Annotated in this window: 24 protein-coding genes; 3 read left to right on the forward strand and 21 right to left on the reverse strand. The window is 42.2% G+C overall.

The annotated features are described in order from the left end of the window. Positions 1–17 precede the first annotated feature (17 nt). The 21 genes from rpsH to ACFQ1M_RS01100 all read right to left on the reverse strand — a co-directional run bounded on the left by rpsH (position 18) and on the right by ACFQ1M_RS01100 (position 12,396). Positions 18–416 (reverse strand): 30S ribosomal protein S8, encoded by a 399-nt coding sequence (rpsH, locus tag ACFQ1M_RS01000; protein ID WP_386402553.1) that lies wholly within the window; start codon positions 414–416, stop codon positions 18–20. A gap of 69 nt (positions 417–485) precedes the next feature. Beyond that, positions 486–755, reverse strand: coding sequence for a 30S ribosomal protein S14 (gene rpsN, locus ACFQ1M_RS01005; protein ID WP_386402555.1), 270 nt, complete (start codon positions 753–755; stop codon positions 486–488). 2 nt (positions 756–757) lie between these two features. Further along, on the reverse strand, positions 758–1,309 hold the full coding sequence (rplE, locus tag ACFQ1M_RS01010; RefSeq protein ID WP_386402557.1) for a 50S ribosomal protein L5: 552 nt from the start codon (positions 1,307–1,309) through the stop codon (positions 758–760). 2 nt (positions 1,310–1,311) lie between these two features. Further along, positions 1,312–1,623: a 50S ribosomal protein L24 gene (rplX, locus tag ACFQ1M_RS01015; protein WP_386402559.1), complete on the reverse strand. Its 312-nt coding sequence runs from the start codon at positions 1,621–1,623 to the stop codon at positions 1,312–1,314. 13 nt (positions 1,624–1,636) lie between these two features. Next, entirely contained in the window at positions 1,637–2,005 is a 369-nt protein-coding gene (rplN, locus tag ACFQ1M_RS01020; protein WP_163608469.1) for a 50S ribosomal protein L14, read from the reverse strand. Positions 2,006–2,007: 2 nt separating this feature from the next. After that, positions 2,008–2,265 carry a 30S ribosomal protein S17 gene (gene rpsQ / locus ACFQ1M_RS01025; protein ID WP_386402562.1) on the reverse strand — a complete coding sequence of 86 codons (258 nt, stop codon included), beginning with the start codon at positions 2,263–2,265 and terminating at the stop codon, positions 2,008–2,010. A gap of 17 nt (positions 2,266–2,282) precedes the next feature. Next, entirely contained in the window at positions 2,283–2,474 is a 192-nt protein-coding gene (rpmC, locus tag ACFQ1M_RS01030; RefSeq protein WP_386402564.1) for a 50S ribosomal protein L29, read from the reverse strand. Between the two features lie 11 nt (positions 2,475–2,485). Beyond that, complete coding sequence (gene rplP / locus ACFQ1M_RS01035) at positions 2,486–2,905, reverse strand: 50S ribosomal protein L16 (protein WP_386402566.1); 420 nt, start codon at positions 2,903–2,905, stop codon at positions 2,486–2,488. A 20-nt stretch (positions 2,906–2,925) separates the two neighbouring features. Continuing rightward, positions 2,926–3,645: a 30S ribosomal protein S3 gene (gene rpsC / locus ACFQ1M_RS01040; RefSeq protein WP_386402568.1), complete on the reverse strand. Its 720-nt coding sequence runs from the start codon at positions 3,643–3,645 to the stop codon at positions 2,926–2,928. A 7-nt stretch (positions 3,646–3,652) separates the two neighbouring features. Next, the gene (rplV, locus tag ACFQ1M_RS01045) at positions 3,653–4,060 is read right to left on the reverse strand and encodes a 50S ribosomal protein L22 (protein WP_386402570.1); all 408 of its coding nucleotides are present in this window, start codon (positions 4,058–4,060) and stop codon (positions 3,653–3,655) included. Positions 4,061–4,069: 9 nt separating this feature from the next. Beyond that, positions 4,070–4,348: a 30S ribosomal protein S19 gene (rpsS, locus tag ACFQ1M_RS01050; RefSeq protein ID WP_386402572.1), complete on the reverse strand. Its 279-nt coding sequence runs from the start codon at positions 4,346–4,348 to the stop codon at positions 4,070–4,072. Positions 4,349–4,358: 10 nt separating this feature from the next. Continuing rightward, a complete protein-coding gene (gene rplB / locus ACFQ1M_RS01055) occupies positions 4,359–5,183 on the reverse strand; it encodes a 50S ribosomal protein L2 (protein ID WP_386402574.1) in 825 nt (274 codons plus the stop codon). Positions 5,184–5,197: 14 nt separating this feature from the next. After that, on the reverse strand, positions 5,198–5,488 hold the full coding sequence (gene rplW / locus ACFQ1M_RS01060) for a 50S ribosomal protein L23 (RefSeq protein WP_386402576.1): 291 nt from the start codon (positions 5,486–5,488) through the stop codon (positions 5,198–5,200). A gap of 7 nt (positions 5,489–5,495) precedes the next feature. Beyond that, the gene (rplD, locus tag ACFQ1M_RS01065) at positions 5,496–6,125 is read right to left on the reverse strand and encodes a 50S ribosomal protein L4 (protein ID WP_386402578.1); all 630 of its coding nucleotides are present in this window, start codon (positions 6,123–6,125) and stop codon (positions 5,496–5,498) included. Next, entirely contained in the window at positions 6,125–6,742 is a 618-nt protein-coding gene (gene rplC, locus ACFQ1M_RS01070; protein WP_386402580.1) for a 50S ribosomal protein L3, read from the reverse strand. The genes rplD and rplC overlap by 1 nt, the downstream gene beginning before the upstream one ends. Before the next feature lie 475 nt (positions 6,743–7,217). Then, the gene (gene rpsJ / locus ACFQ1M_RS01075; protein WP_013073266.1) at positions 7,218–7,523 is read right to left on the reverse strand and encodes a 30S ribosomal protein S10; all 306 of its coding nucleotides are present in this window, start codon (positions 7,521–7,523) and stop codon (positions 7,218–7,220) included. A gap of 11 nt (positions 7,524–7,534) precedes the next feature. Beyond that, a complete protein-coding gene (gene fusA, locus ACFQ1M_RS01080; RefSeq protein WP_386402582.1) occupies positions 7,535–9,664 on the reverse strand; it encodes an elongation factor G in 2,130 nt (709 codons plus the stop codon). 30 nt (positions 9,665–9,694) lie between these two features. After that, positions 9,695–10,171 carry a 30S ribosomal protein S7 gene (rpsG, locus tag ACFQ1M_RS01085; RefSeq protein ID WP_386402584.1) on the reverse strand — a complete coding sequence of 159 codons (477 nt, stop codon included), beginning with the start codon at positions 10,169–10,171 and terminating at the stop codon, positions 9,695–9,697. A gap of 26 nt (positions 10,172–10,197) precedes the next feature. After that, positions 10,198–10,572, reverse strand: a complete 375-nt coding sequence (gene rpsL / locus ACFQ1M_RS01090; protein WP_386402586.1) for a 30S ribosomal protein S12 — start codon at positions 10,570–10,572, stop codon at positions 10,198–10,200. A gap of 170 nt (positions 10,573–10,742) precedes the next feature. Further along, on the reverse strand, positions 10,743–11,477 hold the full coding sequence (locus ACFQ1M_RS01095; protein WP_386402588.1) for a hypothetical protein: 735 nt from the start codon (positions 11,475–11,477) through the stop codon (positions 10,743–10,745). Positions 11,478–11,622: 145 nt separating this feature from the next. Then, complete coding sequence (locus ACFQ1M_RS01100; RefSeq protein WP_386402590.1) at positions 11,623–12,396, reverse strand: hypothetical protein; 774 nt, start codon at positions 12,394–12,396, stop codon at positions 11,623–11,625. A gap of 150 nt (positions 12,397–12,546) precedes the next feature. On the opposite strand from ACFQ1M_RS01100, the gene ACFQ1M_RS01105 reads away from it, so the two are divergent. The 3 genes from ACFQ1M_RS01105 to ACFQ1M_RS01115 all read left to right on the forward strand — a co-directional run bounded on the left by ACFQ1M_RS01105 (position 12,547) and on the right by ACFQ1M_RS01115 (position 19,350). Then, positions 12,547–14,253 carry a BamA/TamA family outer membrane protein gene (locus tag ACFQ1M_RS01105; protein WP_386402592.1) on the forward strand — a complete coding sequence of 569 codons (1,707 nt, stop codon included), beginning with the start codon at positions 12,547–12,549 and terminating at the stop codon, positions 14,251–14,253. 116 nt (positions 14,254–14,369) lie between these two features. Continuing rightward, positions 14,370–17,618 carry a SusC/RagA family TonB-linked outer membrane protein gene (locus tag ACFQ1M_RS01110; RefSeq protein ID WP_386402594.1) on the forward strand — a complete coding sequence of 1,083 codons (3,249 nt, stop codon included), beginning with the start codon at positions 14,370–14,372 and terminating at the stop codon, positions 17,616–17,618. 28 nt (positions 17,619–17,646) lie between these two features. Next, positions 17,647–19,350: a SusD/RagB family nutrient-binding outer membrane lipoprotein gene (locus ACFQ1M_RS01115; RefSeq protein WP_386402596.1), complete on the forward strand. Its 1,704-nt coding sequence runs from the start codon at positions 17,647–17,649 to the stop codon at positions 19,348–19,350. Positions 19,351–19,377: the final 27 nt, after the last annotated feature.

Here is a 19,377-nt window from a genome sequence, read left to right on the forward strand (position 1 = left end):
TTCTTGTCTTTAACTTATTAGTAAACGTAACATAAAACTTCGCCTCCAACATTCTCTGCCTGGGCTTGTTTACCTGTCATCACTCCTTTGGAGGTAGAAACTACTGCTACTCCAAGTCCGTTAAGAACCCTAGGAAGCTCTGCAGCACCGGCATACTGACGTAGACCAGGTGTGCTTACACGCTGGATCTTCTTGATAATAGGCTCTTTGGTAAGCTTGTCGTACTTAAGTGCGATCTTGATGCTTCCTTGAACTGTATTGTCTTCAAACTTGTAACTAAGGATATATCCTTGGTCGAACAAGATCTTGGTGATCTCCTTCTTTAGTTTTGAAGCCGGAATCTCAACAACCCTGTGCCCTGCTCTGCTAGCGTTTCTGATTCTTGTTAAATAATCTGCTATTGGATCTGTGTACATTGTAATGTATTTGCGGTTTTGGTTTTCGATTCCAGTAAATTGGGACCGAACCTGAAACCAATTAAAAATTTACCAACTTGCTTTTTTAACTCCAGGAATCAATCCTTTGTTGGCCATCTCTCTGAACATGACACGAGAGATACCGAATTGACGCATGTACCCTTTAGGTCTTCCCGTAAGCTTACATCTGTTGTGTGCACGGACAGGGGAAGCGTTCTTTGGAAGTTTCTGTAATGCTTCGTAATCTCCAGCTTCTTTTAATGCTTTACGCTTTTCAGCATACTTAGCAATCAATTTAGCTCTTTTGACCTCACGGGCCTTCATTGATTCTTTAGCCATCCTTAGTTCTTTTTAAAGGGTAATCCTAGTTCTGTTAATAATGATTTTGCCTCCTTATCGGTTTCAGCAGAAGTCACAAATGTGATATCCATACCAGAAATTCTGTTTACCTTATCGATATTGATCTCTGGGAAGATAATTTGCTCTGTGATACCTAGGTTGTAGTTGCCACGACCATCAAAACCATTGGCTTTGATACCAGAGAAATCTCTAACTCGTGGTAACGCTGAAGTAACCAAACGATCTAAGAATTCGTACATTCTTTCTCCTCGTAGGGTCACTTTTGCCCCAATAGGCATGCCTTTACGAAGTTTAAAGGAAGCGACGTCTTTCTTAGAGATCGTGGCTATGGCTTTTTGACCAGTGATCATTGTTAACTCATCCACCGCATGGTCGATCAGTTTTTTATCGGCGACAGCGGCACCTACCCCTCTACTCAAAACGATCTTTTCGAGTTTTGGCACCATCATTACATTTTTATAGCCGAATTCATCTGTAAGAGCAGTAACGATTCTGTCCTTGTACTCTTGCTTTAATCTTGGAACGTAAGCCATAACTAAATTACTTCATTTGATTTTTTAGCAAATCTCACTTTCTTGTCTCCTTCCATTCTATAACCTACTCTTGTCGTTTCTCCTTTAGAGGTCAACAATGAAAGGTTAGATATTTGGATCGGAGCTTCTTTCTCGATAATACCACCTTGAGGATTTTGTGCACTTGGCTTAGCATGTTTCTTCACCATGTTCACACCCTCTACGATGGCCTTATTCTTTTCGCGAAAAATACGGATCACCTTGCCTTCTGTACCTTTATGGTCTCCAGCGATCACTTTTACCGTATCTCCTGTTTTGATCTTTAGCTTTGTCATCTTTGATAATGTATTAAAGCACCTCTGGTGCCAATGATACGATCTTCATGAACTGCTTATCACGAAGTTCTCTAGCAACAGGACCAAACACACGGGTTCCTCTCATCTCTCCTGTTGGGTTCAAAAGAACACAAGCATTATCGTCGAAACGAATGTATGACCCATCTGGTCTTCTTACTTCTTTCTTGGTACGAACTACTACTGCTGTAGACACTTGTCCTTTCTTAACGTTTCCGTTTGGAGTTGCATCTTTGACAGTGACAACGATCTTGTCACCAACAGAAGCGTATCTTCTTTTAGTACCTCCTAGAACACGGATGGTCAAAACTTCCTTTGCCCCTGTGTTGTCTGCTACTTTAAGTCTAGATTCTTGTTGTACCATGATTACTTCGCTCTTTCAATGATTTCTACCAATCTCCAACACTTGGACTTACTCAAAGGTCTTGTTTCCATGATCTTTACCGTATCGCCAATGTTGCAATCGTTTTGTTCGTCATGTGCGACATATTTCTTTGTCTTCAATACGAACTTACCGTACATAGGGTGCTTCACCTTTTTGACCTCAGAGACCACGATCGATTTCTGCATCTTGTTGCTGGTTACTACCCCTATTCTTTCTTTACGTAAATTTCTTTTTTCCATCTTTAGCAGGAATCAAATTATTGCGCTGATCTAGCGGTTATCTCAGTTGCGATTCGCGCCACGGTCTTTCTTACAACTCTCAGTTGCATTGGATTCTCAAGTGGCGTGATAGCATGAGCCATTTTTAGATCGGCATAGTTCTTTTTGAACTCACCAAGCTTTTCTTGAAGCTCGGCAGTAGATAATTGTTTAATTTCTGACTGTTTCATAACTTCTTAGTTTAAGCTTCGAAATCTCGAGCCATGACAAACTTGGTTTTAACTGGAAGTTTTTGAGCGGCCAAACGCAATGCTTCTTTAGCTACGTCTAATGGCACACCACCAACTTCGAACATAATTCTGCCAGGTTTAACTACAGCTGCCCAATATTCTGGAGCACCTTTACCTTTACCCATACGTACTTCCAATGGCTTTTTAGTGATAGGCTTGTCTGGAAAGATCTTGATCCATAGTTGTCCTTCTCTCTTCATGTAACGAGTAGCTGCGATACGCGCTGCTTCGATCTGACGAGAAGTGATGAAACTCGAATCTAAAGATTTGATCCCGAACATTCCGTTAGAGAGCTGATGCCCTCTTTGGGAGTTACCTTTCATGCGCCCCTTCTGTACCTTGCGATATTTCGTTCTTTTAGGCTGTAACATTTTTCTTTTACTTTAAAAAATTACTTTTTACGACGTGCCTTTGGCTTTCCTCCTCGGTCTCCACCTTTTCCACCAGACTTCTTGCCCATTCCAACTAGCGGAGAGAGTTCTCTTTTACCGTAGACTTCGCCTTTCATGATCCATACTTTGATACCCAATCTACCATAAGTAGTATGAGCCTCGTGCAAAGCATAGTCAATATCAGCTCTAAATGTCGATAATGGGATGCGACCATCTTTATAAGACTCTGAACGTGCCATTTCAGCACCATTCAAACGTCCTGAGATCTGAATTTTTATCCCCTCACAGTTCATACGCATTGCAGCCGCAATAGCCATTTTGATCGCACGACGATAGCTGATCCTGCTTTCGATTTGTCGGGCAATACTGGCGGCTACGAGATTAGCGTCTAACTCAGGTCTCTTGATCTCAAAGATATTGATCTGCACCTCTTTGTTGGTGATCTTCTTAAGCTCCTCTTTTAGCTTGTCTACCTCCTGTCCGCCTTTTCCAATAATAATACCGGGTCTTGCGGTGGTGATAGTAACGGTTACAAGCTTCAAGGTGCGCTCGATGATCACACGTGACACACTAGCTTTCGATAGACGTGCATGGACGTACTTGCGAATCTTGTCATCTTCGGCAAGTTTATCTCCATAGTCATTACCTCCGTACCAGTTGGATTCCCATCCTCTGATGATACCAAGGCGATTTCCGATCGGATTTGTCTTCTGTCCCATGTCTTACTTAGCTTTGTGTGTTATCTTTTGCTCCCAACACGATCGTTACGTGGTTGGAGCGTTTTCTAATTCTATGTGCGCGACCCTGTGGTGCTGGACGTAGTCTTTTTAACATACTTCCACCATCAACTCGGATCTCCTTTACAAATAGTTCTGCCTCCTCAATGCTTGCCTCTTCGTTCTTCGCTTGCCAGTTAGCGATCGCCGACAGCAAAAGTTTCTCTAAACGACGTGAAGCTTCTTTGGTGCTGAACTTCAAAATAGCAAGCGCATGCTCCACCTTTTGACCTCTGATCTGGTCTGCGACCAATCGCATCTTTCTAGGTGAAGTAGGGCAGTTATTCAACTTTGCAAACGCAACAGACTTCTTAGCCTCCTTAATTTGCTCTGCTCTTTCTCTTTTACGAACTCCCATAGCTACTTATTATTTTTTTCCTTTATTTTTTGCACCAGCGTGTCCACGGAATGAACGTGTTGGTGAAAATTCTCCTAATTTATGACCTACCATGTTCTCTGTGACATAGACTGGTACAAACTGACGACCGTTGTGTACAGCGATTGTTTGCCCGATAAAGTCTGGAGTGATCATCGAAGCTCGAGACCATGTTTTGATCACAGTCTTCTTGCCAGATTCTACATTTGCCTGAACTTTCTTCTCTAGGCTATAGTGTACGTATGGTCCTTTTTTTAGTGAACGTGCCATTTCTTTCCTTTTATTTCTTTCTACGTTCTACAATATACTTGTTGCTCGCCTTGGTCTTCGATCTCGTACGATACCCTTTTGCAGGCAATCCTTTTCTTGATCTTGGGTGACCTCCTGAAGATTTCCCTTCACCACCACCCATTGGGTGATCGACCGGGTTCATCACTACAGGTCTAGTTCTTGGTCTGCGACCTAACCAACGGCTTCTACCCGCCTTTCCAGAAACCAGCAACTGGTGATCTGAGTTGGACACGGCACCGATGGTCGCCAAACAATTCACTAGTATTAATCTGGTCTCGCCAGACGGCAATTTGATCGTAGCATACTTCCCATCTCTTGCCATCAACTGAGCGAAAGCTCCAGCACTACGAGCCATAACAGCTCCTTGACCTGGACGTAACTCAATACAAGAAATGATCGTACCTAGTGGAATAGCACTCAGTGGCAAAGCATTACCGATCTCCGGCTCTACCTCTTCCCCTGAAACAACGTTTTGCCCAACTTGTAGTCCATTTTGAGCAACGATATATCGCTTTTCACCGTCTTTGTACTGAACCAGCGCAATAAACGCTGTTCTGTTTGGATCGTACTCGATCGTTAATACTTCAGCTGGATCGTTAAAACGATTACGCTTGAAGTCGATGATACGATACCTTCTCTTATGACCACCACCTTTGTAGCGCATGGTCATCTTACCTTGACTGTTTCTACCACCAGACCTTTTTTTCGGAGCAAGCAAGCTTTTCTCCGGCTTATCAGTAGTGATCGCGTCAAATCCGTTCACTACTCTAAAACGCTGCCCTGGTGTAATTGGCTTTAATTTTCTTACTGACATTTTCGCCTTTTTACTTAGATATTGCTATAAAAATCTATGATATCTCCTTCCGCTACTTGTACGATCGCTTTTTTGTATCCGCTCGTCTTACCTTGCTGAACACCAGTTCTCGTGTAACGTGTCTTTCTTTTGGGACCATAATTCATTGTACGAACCTTTTCAACATTAACCCCGTAAGTTGCCTCAACGGCTTCCTTGATCTGGATCTTATTTGCTTTTGGATCTACAACGAACGCGTAGCGATTGAAATTCTCGCTATCTGCAGTCGCCTTTTCCGTAATAATAGGTTTTACTAAGATACTCATCGGGTTATTATTTACTTAGGTTTGACTCTATCCCTTCAACAGACCCTTCCAAAAGCACCACGTTATTCGCGTTCATTATCTTGTAAGTACTTAATTCTGAGTTTGTTACAACTTCAACACCCTTCAAATTGCGCGACGACAAATATACATTATTATTAGTGTCGCCCAAGACGAATAGGGCTTTTTTACCTTCTAGCCCTAAAGCATTGAGAACACCAACAAAATCTTTTGTCCTTGGCGCTTCAAAAGTGAAGTCCTCCAATACCACTAACGACTCTGATTGTGCCTTTAACGACAGCGCAGATTTTCGCGCCAATCTCTTCAGGTTTTTATTCAACTTGAAGCTGTAGTTGCGTGGTCTTGGACCAAACACTCTACCTCCTCCTTTGAAGATCGGAGACTTGATGCTACCTGCACGTGCTGTACCGGTACCTTTTTGCTTTTTGATCTTACGGGTACTTCCCACGATCTCAGCACGCTCCTTCGCCTTATGCGTTCCTTGTCTCTGATTTGCAAGATATTGCTTCACATCCAAGTAAAGTGCATTTTCATTAGGCTCTATTCCGAAAACAGCATCAGAAAGCTTTGCCTTTCTACCTGTTTCTTTTCCTTTAATGTTTAAAACTGCTACCTCCATTACTTCTGAATGATTACATAAGCGTTCTTATGGCCAGGAACTGCACCCTTTACAACGAGCAAGTTCTTATCTGCTACCACCTTTAACACTCTCAAGTTTTGAACTTTCACTTTCTCACCACCCATTCTTCCTGCCATGCGCATTCCTTTGAACACACGCGCTGGATATGATGCAGCACCAATAGATCCAGGAGCTCTTAGACGGTTGTGTTGTCCGTGAGTAGCTTGACCTACACCACCAAAACCATGTCTTTTAACCACCCCTTGGAATCCTTTACCTTTGGAAGTACCCGAAACATCTACGAATTCCCCTTCGTTAAAGTGCTCTACTGTGATGGTATCGCCTAATTTGTACTCCTCTTCAAATCCTTGGAACTCGACAACCTTGTACTTAGGCGATGTACCTGCTTTCTTAAAGTGACCATTGGCCGCTTTGGTAGCACGCTTCTCTGCCTTGTCATCGAAACCAAGTTGAAGAGCTTCATACCCGTCAACCTCATTGGTTCTGACTTGGGTAACGACACATGGACCTGCTTCGATAACGGTACATGGGATGTTTTTCCCATTCTCGTCAAAGATGCTAGTCATGCCGATTTTCTTTCCGATTAACCCAGACATAAAAAATTAATTAATTGTTTAAAGTTTATTCAAAATAAAAACACCTATGTACCATAAGTGTTTCAATCTAATTACCCCACTCTACTGCCCAGAGGTGCCAAATAGGCACAATAAGCCCCGCAAATGGTGTGCAAAGGTATTAAATTTTTTGTAAGATTCAACCTCTGAGTCAAATTAATTGCGAACTATTTCGTCAGCATCTAAAAACGACCCCTTTAACACCTTTGAAATAGCCGAATTCACGGCCTCCTCAAAGAATTTTTCACACAAAGACGCCATGTCAAAAATCCATTTTTCGAAGAAGGTAGATTTCATCATCATTAGACTGGAAACGAAAAAGTGCGCGATCACGCGCACTTTTTTCAACTATATCTAAAGTAAAAGTTTATTCTACTTTATACTGGATTCCAGAACTTATCCGAAATGTGTTGAACCAAACTTTCAATTTGCTTTCGCTATTGAAAGTGGTGTTTCATCACACTTTGATCTCTACTTCAACCCCGCTTGGCAACTCCAACTTCATCAAGGCATCGATGGTCTTTGACGAAGAGCTGTAGATGTCCAACAAACGCTTGTAAGAGCTCAATTCAAATTGCTCTCGCGATTTCTTATTGACGTGTGGAGAACGTAGCACAGTAAATATTTTCTTGTGCGTTGGCAATGGAATAGGACCCGTTACAACGGCGCCAGTAGTTTTTACTGTCTTAACGATCTTCTCGGCAGACTTGTCCACCAAGTTGTGATCGTACGATTTTAGTTTTATTCTGATTTTCTGACTCATTTTCTTTGGGATTAAGCGTTAACTGCTCCTTTTACTTCTTTGATCACTTCTTCTGCGATGTTGGTAGGTGTCTCTGCGTAGTGCGAGAACTCCATGGTAGATGTTGCTCTACCAGATGACAATGTTCTCAACGCCGTTACATAACCAAACATCTCTGAAAGTGGCACGTGGGCTTTAACAACCTTAGAACCTGCACGGTCGCTCATGTCGTTTACCTGACCACGACGACGGTTAAGGTCACCTACGATATCACCCATGTTCTCTTCAGGAGTAAGCACTTCGAGTTTCATGATCGGCTCCATAAGAACTGCTCTCGCAGCCTTTGCAGCGGACTTGTAACCCATCTTAGCAGCTAGTTCGAACGAAAGAGAATCAGAATCCACCGCATGGAAAGACCCATCTTTCAGCGTAACTTTCATACTGTCCATCTCAAATCCGGCTAAAGGACCATTTTTCATGGCTTCCTTAAATCCTTTTTCTACTGATGGGATATATTCTTTAGGAATGTTACCTCCTTTGATCAAGTTTACAAACTCAAGACCTTGCTGGCCTTCTTCAGCTGGTTCCATTGTAAATACGATATCTGCGAATTTACCTCGTCCACCAGACTGCTTCTTATAAACCTCTCTATGATCGGCAGTTGCTGTAAGCGCTTCTTTATACTCAACTTGAGGTTGACCTTGGTTAACCTCTACTTTAAACTCACGCTTAAGACGGTCTACAATAATATCTAAGTGAAGCTCGCCCATACCAGAGATGATCGTTTGACCAGAGGCCTCGTCGGTCTTTACCTGGAACGTTGGGTCTTCTTCGGCAAGTTTTGAGAGCGCCATCCCTAGCTTATCAACATCGGCCTTTGTCTTAGGCTCTACCGCGATACCGATTACCGGATCTGGGAAGTCCATAGATTCTAGCACGATTGGATGTTTTTCATCAGACATGGTATCCCCAGTCTTGATATCTTTGAAACCTACCGCAGCTCCAATGTCTCCTGCTTCGATATAATCGATGGCATTTTGTTTATTAGAGTGCATCTGATAGATACGTGAAATACGCTCCTTCTTTCCTGAACGGTTGTTAAGGATGTAAGAACCTGCATCCAAACGACCAGAATAAGCACGAAAGAATGCCAAACGCCCCACAAAGGGGTCGGTAGCAATTTTAAATGCTAGTGCCGCAAACGGCTCCTTCACATCTGGCTTACGGATCTCTTCTTTTTCTGTATCAGGATTTACCCCTATGATACCTTCCTTATCAACTGGCGAAGGCAAATAACGACAAACGGCATCCAATAAGAATTGAACTCCTTTATTTTTAAATGCAGACCCACAGATCATAGGGATGATAGACATGTCCATTACCGCAGCACGAAGTGCAGCATGCACTTCTTCTTCAGTAATAGAATCCTCATCTTCCATGTATTTCTCAAGAAGATCCTCGTCGTAGGCCGCAACTTCTTCGATCAGCTTACCTCTAAGCTCAGCAGCTTCCGCCTTCAACTCTTCTGGTATGTCGATAACATCAAATGTTGCACCTTGAGTCTCATCGTGCCATACGATCGCACGGTTCTTCACCAAGTCGACGATGCCTTTAAAATCGGCCTCATCCCCAATGTTCATTACGATTGGCACAGCGTTAGACCCTAGCATATCCTTCACTTGTTGGCAAACCGCCATAAAGTTAGCTCCTTGACGGTCCATCTTGTTTACAAATCCAATACGTGGAACCTTGTAATTATCGGCCAATCTCCAGTTGGTCTCAGATTGTGGCTCAACACCATCAACCGCACTGAATAAGAATACCAACCCATCCAGCACACGTAAAGAGCGATTTACCTCAACGGTGAAATCAACGTGCCCAGGAGTATCGATTATATTAAAATGGTATCCTTTGGTCTCTGGAGTGGGCTGTCCGTTTTCCAACGGGAAATTCCAAGTACAGGTAGTTGCAGCCGAGGTAATTGTGATACCTCGTTCCTGCTCTTGCTCCATCCAGTCCATCGTCGCAGCACCATCGTGCACTTCACCAATTTTGTGACTTACACCAGTGTAATATAGAATACGCTCGGTAGTTGTTGTCTTACCCGCATCGATGTGAGCAGCAATACCAATGTTTCTTGTAAATTTAAGATCTCTTCCCATCTTTTGTTAAATACTTGTTGTGTGTTTGGATTAAAATCTGAAGTGAGAGAATGCCTTGTTGGCCTCAGCCATTTTATGAGTATCCACCCTTTTCTTTACAGCAGCTCCTTCTTCTTTTGCCGCAGCTAAGATCTCTGAGGCAAGTTTTTGGGCCATTGATTTTTCGTTACGCTTGCGCGCATAACTGATCAACCACTTCATCGCTGTTGATACTTTTCTATCTGGACGGATCTGCATAGGAATCTGAAATGTAGCACCACCAACACGACGGCTGCGAACCTCAACGTGTGGCATAACATTGCTTAGCGCATCTTTCCAAAGCTCTAATCCAGTTTTCTCATCATCTTGTTTCTTCTCTTCTACGATATCGATCGCATCGTAAAACACTTTGAACGCTACTGACTTCTTACCGTCCCACATTAAGTTGTTCACAAAACGCGTCACCAATTGATCATTAAATCTTGGGTCTGGTAAAAGCGGTCTTTTTTTCGCCTGTCTTTTTCTCATGTCTCTTTACATTAAAGTTTTAATGATTACTTTTTTGGGCGTTTTGCACCGTACTTTGAGCGACGTTGCGTTCTACCTTCTACACCGGCAGTATCTAGCGCACCGCGAACGATGTGATATCTAACCCCAGGTAAATCTTTTACTCTTCCGCCTCTAACCAATACTATCGAGTGCTCTTGGAGGTTGTGTCCCTCACCTGGGATGTAAGCGTTAACCTCATTACCATTTGTCAACCTCACCCTTGCAACTTTACGCATTGCAGAGTTAGGTTTTTTTGGTGTTGTGGTGTAAACACGCGTACATACTCCACGTCTTTGTGGACACGAATCCAAAGCAGCCGATTTACTCTTCTTGGTCATCTTGGCCCTTCCTTTTCGTACTAATTGTGAAATAGTTGGCATAAATAAATACTATTATTTAATTAAAAAACCCTCTTTTAGAGGGCTGCAAAGGTAGAAATTATTTTCATCTATTCAAATGGCTTGCTATTTATTTTGCTTTCAACCTACAACAATTCGATACACGACTCCCTATCTGTCGTATCGACCGACACTTGACGAGCTATCGACGATCATGGTGAATCTTGATATGAATCCAAGTATTTGAGTAGCGCAATTACTTGAGAGGGCTCCTTTAAATTCAGTTTTTGTTCCTTGACAAAATCTTTTGCTTTCTGATGATCCGCCTCATCTAAGGCCTCAATGATCTTTTTCTTTCGCAACGACACCGACCTTAAGGTCTCATTCGGTTTTCCGATGAAAAATTCCTCAACCTCGGAAAATCTTGCTGGGAATGACCGCTGGAGCGAATTATATGCTTTTTTCTTTTCCATTATTATTTTCTTCTTTCGGGCATAAAACCAATAGTGATTTCCTTTGAATTGCAAATACATATAACCAATTCGAGACTGTCCTCCATCAGTCTTATATGGAAGGTAGAATAACTCTTGCGCTCCAAACCTACAAGATATCTTACTTGACTTATGCAAGGCATAGACCTCTGCATTCTCGTTTTCGAATTGTTTGAACTCCACCTCGTCATTATAAGCATCAAAACGTGCAAAGATCTCTTTTTCCGCTTTGCCTTCGTACACTATGACCGCTGGAACAAAATTGTCATTTTCAAAAGGGCTTCCTTTGATGTTAGAAACCGAGATCTCCTTTTTGCTGTAAACCTTTCGGCGGAGTTCCTCCCATGCTTTTTGAGCTTGAGGATCCCCGGCTTGTCCGAATGCGGGACGCGTTCCCTGACTAAAAGAAGTGAAATACAATAATCCGATACCAATTATTAAGAATGATTTTTTCATAAGAAATGTGAATAGCATTGCTGAAAGGGTGTCCCCAACATAATTTTTTCGCTTCTAAATATACACAAAGAATTGAGGCAATAAGAATACGTCGCCCATATTTAGATGTGCTCTACTCTTCTACCCCAGCGTATATCTACTCAATTTATTGGTCTAAGTATTTTAATAATTTGATGACTTGCTCTTCACTCTTCAAATCGAGCTTGTGTTCCTTGATGAATTTTTTTGCCTTCTGCTGGTCGCTTTTTATCAACGCAGACAATATCCTCTTTTTACTATTAGGGACCTGTATCAACTTCTTATTAGGTTCCCCGATAAAGAATTCTTTGGTCTCGGAAAAGCGCGCCGGAAACGTCTTATGCAATGAGGTTGTCGCCGTCTTTTTCTCCTTGATCGTTTTCTTGTCCCTCGCATAAAACCAATAACGACTGCCTTCAAATTGTTTCGCCATATATCCTGCTTTCAGTACTCCTTTTTCAAAATATGGGAGATAAAAGTAGTTGTCGTTACCAATGCGACAGGATAGATTTGCTGATTTCAACAGGGCGTATCGCTCTGCATTCTCTTTGTTGAATTCTTTAAATTCGACCTCGTCATTATAAGCATCATATCGAGCGAAACACTCCTTCTCGATCTGACCGTCATACATCAGCGTTGCCGGTAAAAAATTATCATTTGAATATGGGCTTCCTTTTACATCCGAAATGGTGATCATTTCCTTATTGTAGATTTTTTTTCGCAGCGCATCCCAGCCTTTCTGAGCTTGGGGATCACCCTCTAGGCTAAATCCATTATTCGAAAATTGCGTATTCCCACCTCTTACTGGAGATCCGAATTTGGCACCAAGGTCATTTTGGGAGAAAGAAACTCCCCAGAAAAAGGTAAGCAATATGGCGACTACGACTGAATAATTTTTCATTTGTCAATTCTTTTTGAGTTTAAACAATGTTATTATGACCTATCAAACAGCGTTTTTAGCTAGATTATGGATGGTCACTCAATAAATACATAACTTGCTTTCAAATTTTTTGATAAAATTTGAGTTTTCATAAACCAAGGACATCCTTAAATGTACGAAAAATTGAGCTTTACCATCTTTAAAACAGCACTTTTCACCATCCTTGGGATACTCCTACTGAATACAGAGCGAGGTCTGGCTCAGGAATTACGGTTGATGATCTTTCCAGAAAATGCCAAAGACACGACTCTGGTAGACTCGGTTGGATACCTGAAGACTTTTGAAGACTATGTTGCCATGACCAAAGAATTGAGCCGCTTTTCTGACAAGCTAAGCAAGATCGGTTATTTTGAGAATTATTTTTATCCACCAACATTCTCTAACGATTCTATCTTTATCTCGAACATCGTGCTAGGAGAGCGAAAGACCCACATCAACGTGATCCTTCCTTCAGGTCCAGAGAGAAGGTTGATAAAAGGCAGCCGGTTTGTAACCTCCGACACCGTAAAACTTAAGATCAGAGAATACCAAAAACTCATCGACCAGCTTTTATATGACCTTGAGAAAAGGGGCAATATCTTTGATGTCATTCAATTGAAAAATATCAAGATAGAGGACAATGAGGTATATGGAGATTTAACGATCGACCTGAAAACACCTCGCAGCATTGATGACATTATCATAAAAGGCTATGACAAGTTCCCCTTTTCGTTTATAAAGTACACCTCGAAATTGAAGAGCGGCAAGCCGCTTGACCGCGAAATGATAGAAAATGAGAGCAACTCCCTCAATACACTGCCATTTATAAATCAATTAAAGCCTCCCGAAATATTATTTGAAAAAGACAGCAGTACGGTATTTCTTTATTTCGAAAAGACCAAGAGCAATTATTTTGATGGTTTTATCGGCTTCTCCAACGACGACACGACTAACAACATTCAATTGAATGGCTATGTGGACCTAAGGCTTGTGAACAATTTGGATAGAGGAGAACAATTAAACATTCTATGGAAGAATGATGGGAACGAACAAACTAGATTTCGGGCATTGCTAGACCTCCCATTCATTTTCAAATCCCCCCTGGGCGTGGGAGCATCGCTGGACATCTTCCGAAAGGACTCTACTTTTCTTAATACCGAAGTAAAACTGAAGCTCAACTACCAATTGTCGCCACGAGGACGTGTTAGCCTAGGAATAACACAATACGAATCCAATGACCTACTGGATAATTCCCTTATGAGTGTAGATGATCTTGAAGCGACCAAGATAAACCTTGGATACACCTATATTTTGCCCAATCTCGACGATGCGCTATTTAGAAATAAGGCTACTGTTTTCTTAGAGACCAATTTTGGTAACAGAGATAGCGACTTAGGAGGCGAAACGCAATATTCAATAGAATTAAACGCCAATTATTTGTGGAAGATAAATTTCAGAAATCGCATCTTCATCAACAATGCCACGTCTTTTTTAAACTCTAACAATTATTTTGACAACGAAAAATTTAGACTTGGAGGCATCAATTCTATCAGAGGATTCAACGAAAATTCGTTGGAAGCGACCTTCTTCTCATACCTCAATACCGAGTACAGATTTCTACTTTCCAGCAATACCTACATCAACTCGATCTTCGATGTAGGATATCTACAAGACGATCTTTTAAAGACAAAAAACAATCTTCTCGGTTTCGGGCTTGGATTGGGTATCAATTCTAACGCAGGACTTTTTAGACTCAATTATGCGCTTGGAAAGAGCAACGATTCTAGATTAAAATTTACGGATGCGAAAGTCCACATTAGTTTTTCTTCGATATTCTAAGATTATTTGTTAATCTGCTAGCATTTTAAGAATTCTTAACAGTTTTAAGTGAAAAAAATTGGATAATTAACATGGAATTATGACTTTTGAGTATAGCTAATTCAAATAACTTAAACATGAAAACAAAGTTTAGTGGGATTTTAACGCTTTTACTAGCGTTTATTACGCAACTAACGCTCGCTCAGCAAATGACCGTCAGTGGTACGGTCACCGATGCAAGCGGCGTGCCATTGCCAGGAGCCACTGTTGTCGTCAAAGGCACATCGACAGGGACTTCTACCGATTTCGATGGGAATTACTCCATTGAAGTGAGCCAAGGCGGCGTCCTTGAGTTCAGTTATGTAGGTTACACCTCGCAGGAAGTGACGGTAGGTGCCTCCAACAACATTAATGTTCAACTTCAAGAGGGCACACAACTAGAAGAGGTTGTTGTTACCGCCCTCGGTATCAAAAAGGAAAAGCAAGCGCTGGGATATTCGGTGGCTGAAGTTGGCTCCGAACAATTGGAGCAACGCGCCGAAGGAGATATCGCTCGTGTTCTTACTGGAAAAGCTTCCGGTGTGAACATCAACCAGCAAAGTGGCCTTTCCGGTTCGGGCACCAATATTGTGATTAGAGGTTTTAGCTCGTTCACAGGAAGTAATCAACCACTTTTTATCGTAGATGGAGTACCCTTTAGTATTGACACCAACCCAGGTGGTGACTTTATCGATGGAAACAATGGTTCGAGTAGGTTTTTGGACCTCGACCCAAACAGCATTGAAAGTGTTAACGTACTTAAAGGACTGGCCGCTGCGACACTATACGGGTCGCAAGGTAAGAATGGTGTCATTCTGATCACTACAAAAAGTGGCGCAACCGGTGGTACCGTAAAGAAGACCGAAGTGACCGTGACCTCGTCTTTCTTTTTCAATGAGATCGCTTCTTTACCTGACTATCAAGACGAATATGGTAACGGTTTTGACCAAGCATTCGGCTGGTTCTTCTCTAACTGGGGACCTAGCTTCAGTGAAGGTGGTGCTTCTGGGTGGGGGCAAAGTAATGCCATTAATGGTACGCTTTCCGGGACCCCAGGATTCTTAAGACATCCATATAGTACTGCGGCTTCTGCGACAGGTATCCCTGCGGCATTCCCAGAATTTCAAGGTGCGCTTTACGAATGGAGACCTTACGACAGTGTTGAAAAATTCTTTAGAACAGGGACCGTAATTAACACCTCGATCAATGTACGAGGAGCATCCGACAATGGTAAGGTAAGCTATAATGCAAATTATGGCTATTTGGAAGACCAAGGATTTACACCGGGCAACTCTGTGAAAAGAAACAACTTAGGCGTTGGAGGTAGAGCGGAACTTTCTAACAAATTTACTGTTAGTGGTGTTCTTAACTTTGCAAGGACCAAATTTACCTCGCCACCAGTTGCCTTAAGCCAAGGTAACGGTGCTACAGGTGCAGGTTCCTCCATCTTTGGAGACCTATGGTTTACTCCGAGAAGTATTGACATTCAAGGTTTGCCTTTCCAAAATCCTCTAACAGGAGGTAGTGTCTATTACCGTCAAAACAATAGTATTCAGCATCCGCTATGGACGTTGAACAACTCTGGTAGCATCCAACAAACCAACAGGGTATTTGGTACTGCTTCTTTGACTTATAGCTTCAATGATAATTTGAATTTATCCTATAGAGCTGGTATTGATGTTTATAGTGAAAACAACACCAACTTCCAAAACAAGGGAGGTATCAATAGTAACAGTGGAGACATTCGATTGGCAAGTGGTATTTATGAGACTTGGAATAATACCAACACCATTTGGGATCACAACTTGGTCCTTGCTGGCGACTATGATCTGACCGAAGATATCGGATTCGCTTTCACCGCTGGGGGAACCTCAAGACGCGAGATCTTTGACCAAAATGGTACTTTAAGTGATGGACAGCAAGTTTTTGGAGTCCTGAGACATTTTAATTTCTTAAACCAGAATGAACGTCAATTTTTCAGTCAGAGGAATCTTGTCGGTGTATACGGACAAGCAGATTTTGACTATAAAAATATGGTGTACTTGAACTTGGCAGGTAGAAACGACTGGGTATCTAACTTTGCAAAAGCAAATCGCAGTCTATTCTATCCTAGTGCTAGTTTATCGTTCATTCCCACCTCGGCCTTTGAAGGACTGAAAAGTGAAAATGGACTAAACTATTTAAAACTTAGATTAGGTTATGGTACATCTGCAAACTTCGATGCAGGGAGCGCTTATCCAACGGTGGGAACGTTGGTGTTGAACACTCAGGACAATCAAGATGAAACAGGCGTGAATATCGTTTCGAATACAACAGGTACACGTTTGGCAAATCCGGATCTGAAGCCGGAGCGTCTTAATGAGATCGAGCTAGGTTTGGAATCTAGATTTTTGAACAACCGCGTCAACCTTGACCTGTCTGTTTACAAGAGAATAACGGAAGACCTCATCATCGATCGTCCATTAGACCCTGCTACAGGCAATACCGTAGTGGCGACGAACATCGGTGAAATACAAAGTGATGGTATAGAACTTGACCTCGGAGTCGACTGGTTCAGAGGAGCAGAAGAGGGTGATTTCAACTGGAATACCAATGTAAATTTCACCGCTTACGAAACCACTGTAGAAGATCTAGGTTTAGATACGGATCTAGTAGTTTATTCAGGATTTACGAATCTTGGTAATGCAGCTATCGAAGGCGAACCTCTGGGTGTATTCTTCGGAAGCAAGATCCAAAGAGACGACAATGGTAACTTTGTAGTCGGGGCAGATGGAAATTATATCCAAGATCCCGAAGATGGCGTTATAGGTGATCCAAATCCTGATTGGGTAATGAACTTGCAGAATAGTATCTCGTATAAGAATTTCACGCTTGGTTTCCTTCTTAACTACACCAGTGGTGGCGATATCTATTCCAGTACGATCTCAACACTCCTTGGTAGAGGTTTGATCACCGAAACCATTGACAGAGAGAATACATTCATTCTGCCAGGAGTATTGCAGAATGGAGACCCTAACAATGTTCAGATCAACAACTCAACGTATTACTTCAGTAATATTTTGTTTGGGCCAAGTGAGCTTCAAGTATATGACGCCACAACCATTAGGCTACAAGAACTTTCTTTGAGCTATTCCTTGCCTAAAAAGGTTTTGGATAGAACTCCATTTGGTTCCCTAAGCTTTACGATAACGGGCAACAATCTTTGGTTTGATGCTATCAATACTCCGGATGGAGCTAATTTTGACCCTAACACCTCTGGTCTAGGGGTAGGAAACGGATTTGGATTTGATTTCCTAAACGGACCTAGCGCAAGAAGATATGGGCTAAGTGTAAAGGCAACATTCTAAAAGTTAAAAAAATTATCAAATGAAAAAAATGAAAAAACATATAGTTTTTAGTCTTCTCGCAGGATTCGTAGGTTTTACTGCTTGTGAGAGCTTAGAACTTGATCTAACAGAAAATCCCAATGCCCTTGTAGACTCTCAGGCGGATGTTGACTTTTTCCTCAACTCTATCCAAGAAGATTTTGTAAGGCATCTCGATGGGGATGCGAATTTTGACCCTAATGACAACTTCGTCTCTGGTGGTAACACCAACGGAGATGGCCTGTCCAATATAGGACTCGAGTTGACACGGGTAGATAACTTAAACGGGCGTCAATATTTAAGCGCTTACCAAGGAAGTGATTTCAACGACGAATGGACCAATGCATATACTGGAATCTTAAAAGATATTCGCACCATGACCCCGTTGGCAGAAGCCGCCGACCAGGTTCATCATATAGGTATTGCCCAGTTCATTGAAGCGTATGTGATCAGTTCTTTAGTGGACTTCTTTGGAGATATCCCATATGATGAAGCATTACAAGGAACTGCAAACCTTAATCCTAATGTAGATGGAGGTGCCTCAGTATATGATGCTGCACTTACGCTATTGGATGCTGCAATTGCCAATTTTGAAGCTTCCGCTTCTTCCGATCCGGCGTACGACTTGTTTTACGACAATGATTATGACGCATGGGTTACAGCGGCAAACACCCTTAAAATGAAGCTATACCTTCAGAGAAGGCTTGTGGACGGTTCCGCTTTGTCCAGTTTTCAAACGATTGTCGATGCTGGTGACTACATCACGACAACTGGTGAAGACTTTGAATATAAATGGGGAGCTACGAGCGTAACCAATCCAGATACAAGACATCCGAGATACGGGTTAAATTATCAAGCAGCAGGTGCTGGTGATTATATGTCCAACTGGTTGATGAATTTCATGGACACTACAGATGACCCACGAATCAGATACTATTATTACAGACAGACCGATGCCGTTCCTGGAGCTGATATTGCACCAAACGAAGAGGTTTTAAACTGCTCTTTAGAAGCCCCTCCACAACATTATATCGACGGTGGCTTTACTTTTTGCTATCTTAGAAATGGATATTGGGGCCGTGACCACGGTGATACCGATGGTGTACCACCAGACGGTTTCTTGAGAACGACTTATGGTGTTTATCCTTATGGTGGCCGTTTCGATGATGACAGCTTCCAAGGTATTGGCCCTGGACAAGGAGGTGCCGGTGCCGGTATCACTCCTATCGTTACAGCTACCTTGGTAGATTTCATGGTAGCAGAAAAGGAAATGGTCGAAAATGATCCAGCAGGAGCAGCCATCGCGCTTGAAGCAGGGATGAGAAAATCGATAGCAAAGGCAATGAGTTTTGGCTCATTGGACTCTGGAGCTGATTTCTCTTTTGCCCCATCCATGACAGATGTAGATACCTACGTACAATCGATCATCGATGCTTTTAACGACGCAACGGCGATGGAAGACAAGTGGGACATTCTTGGTGAACAGTACTTAATTGCACAATTTGGCATGGGTGTGGATTGCTATAACTTCTATAGAAGAACAGGGTATCCAAGAACATTACAGCCAAATCTAGAGCCAGACCCTGGCACATTTATCAGGTCGATGTTCTATCCATCAAATGTGGTAAACACAAATTCGAGCATTAGTCAAAAAGGAGATCAGACACAGACCGTGTTCTGGGATAACAACCCTACTGCTCCAGAGGCAAATTAATTATAAAAATGATTAAAATTATCAATG

Source organism: Sungkyunkwania multivorans (assembly GCF_042675645.1).
Lineage (GTDB): Bacteria > Bacteroidota > Bacteroidia > Flavobacteriales > Flavobacteriaceae > Sungkyunkwania > Sungkyunkwania multivorans.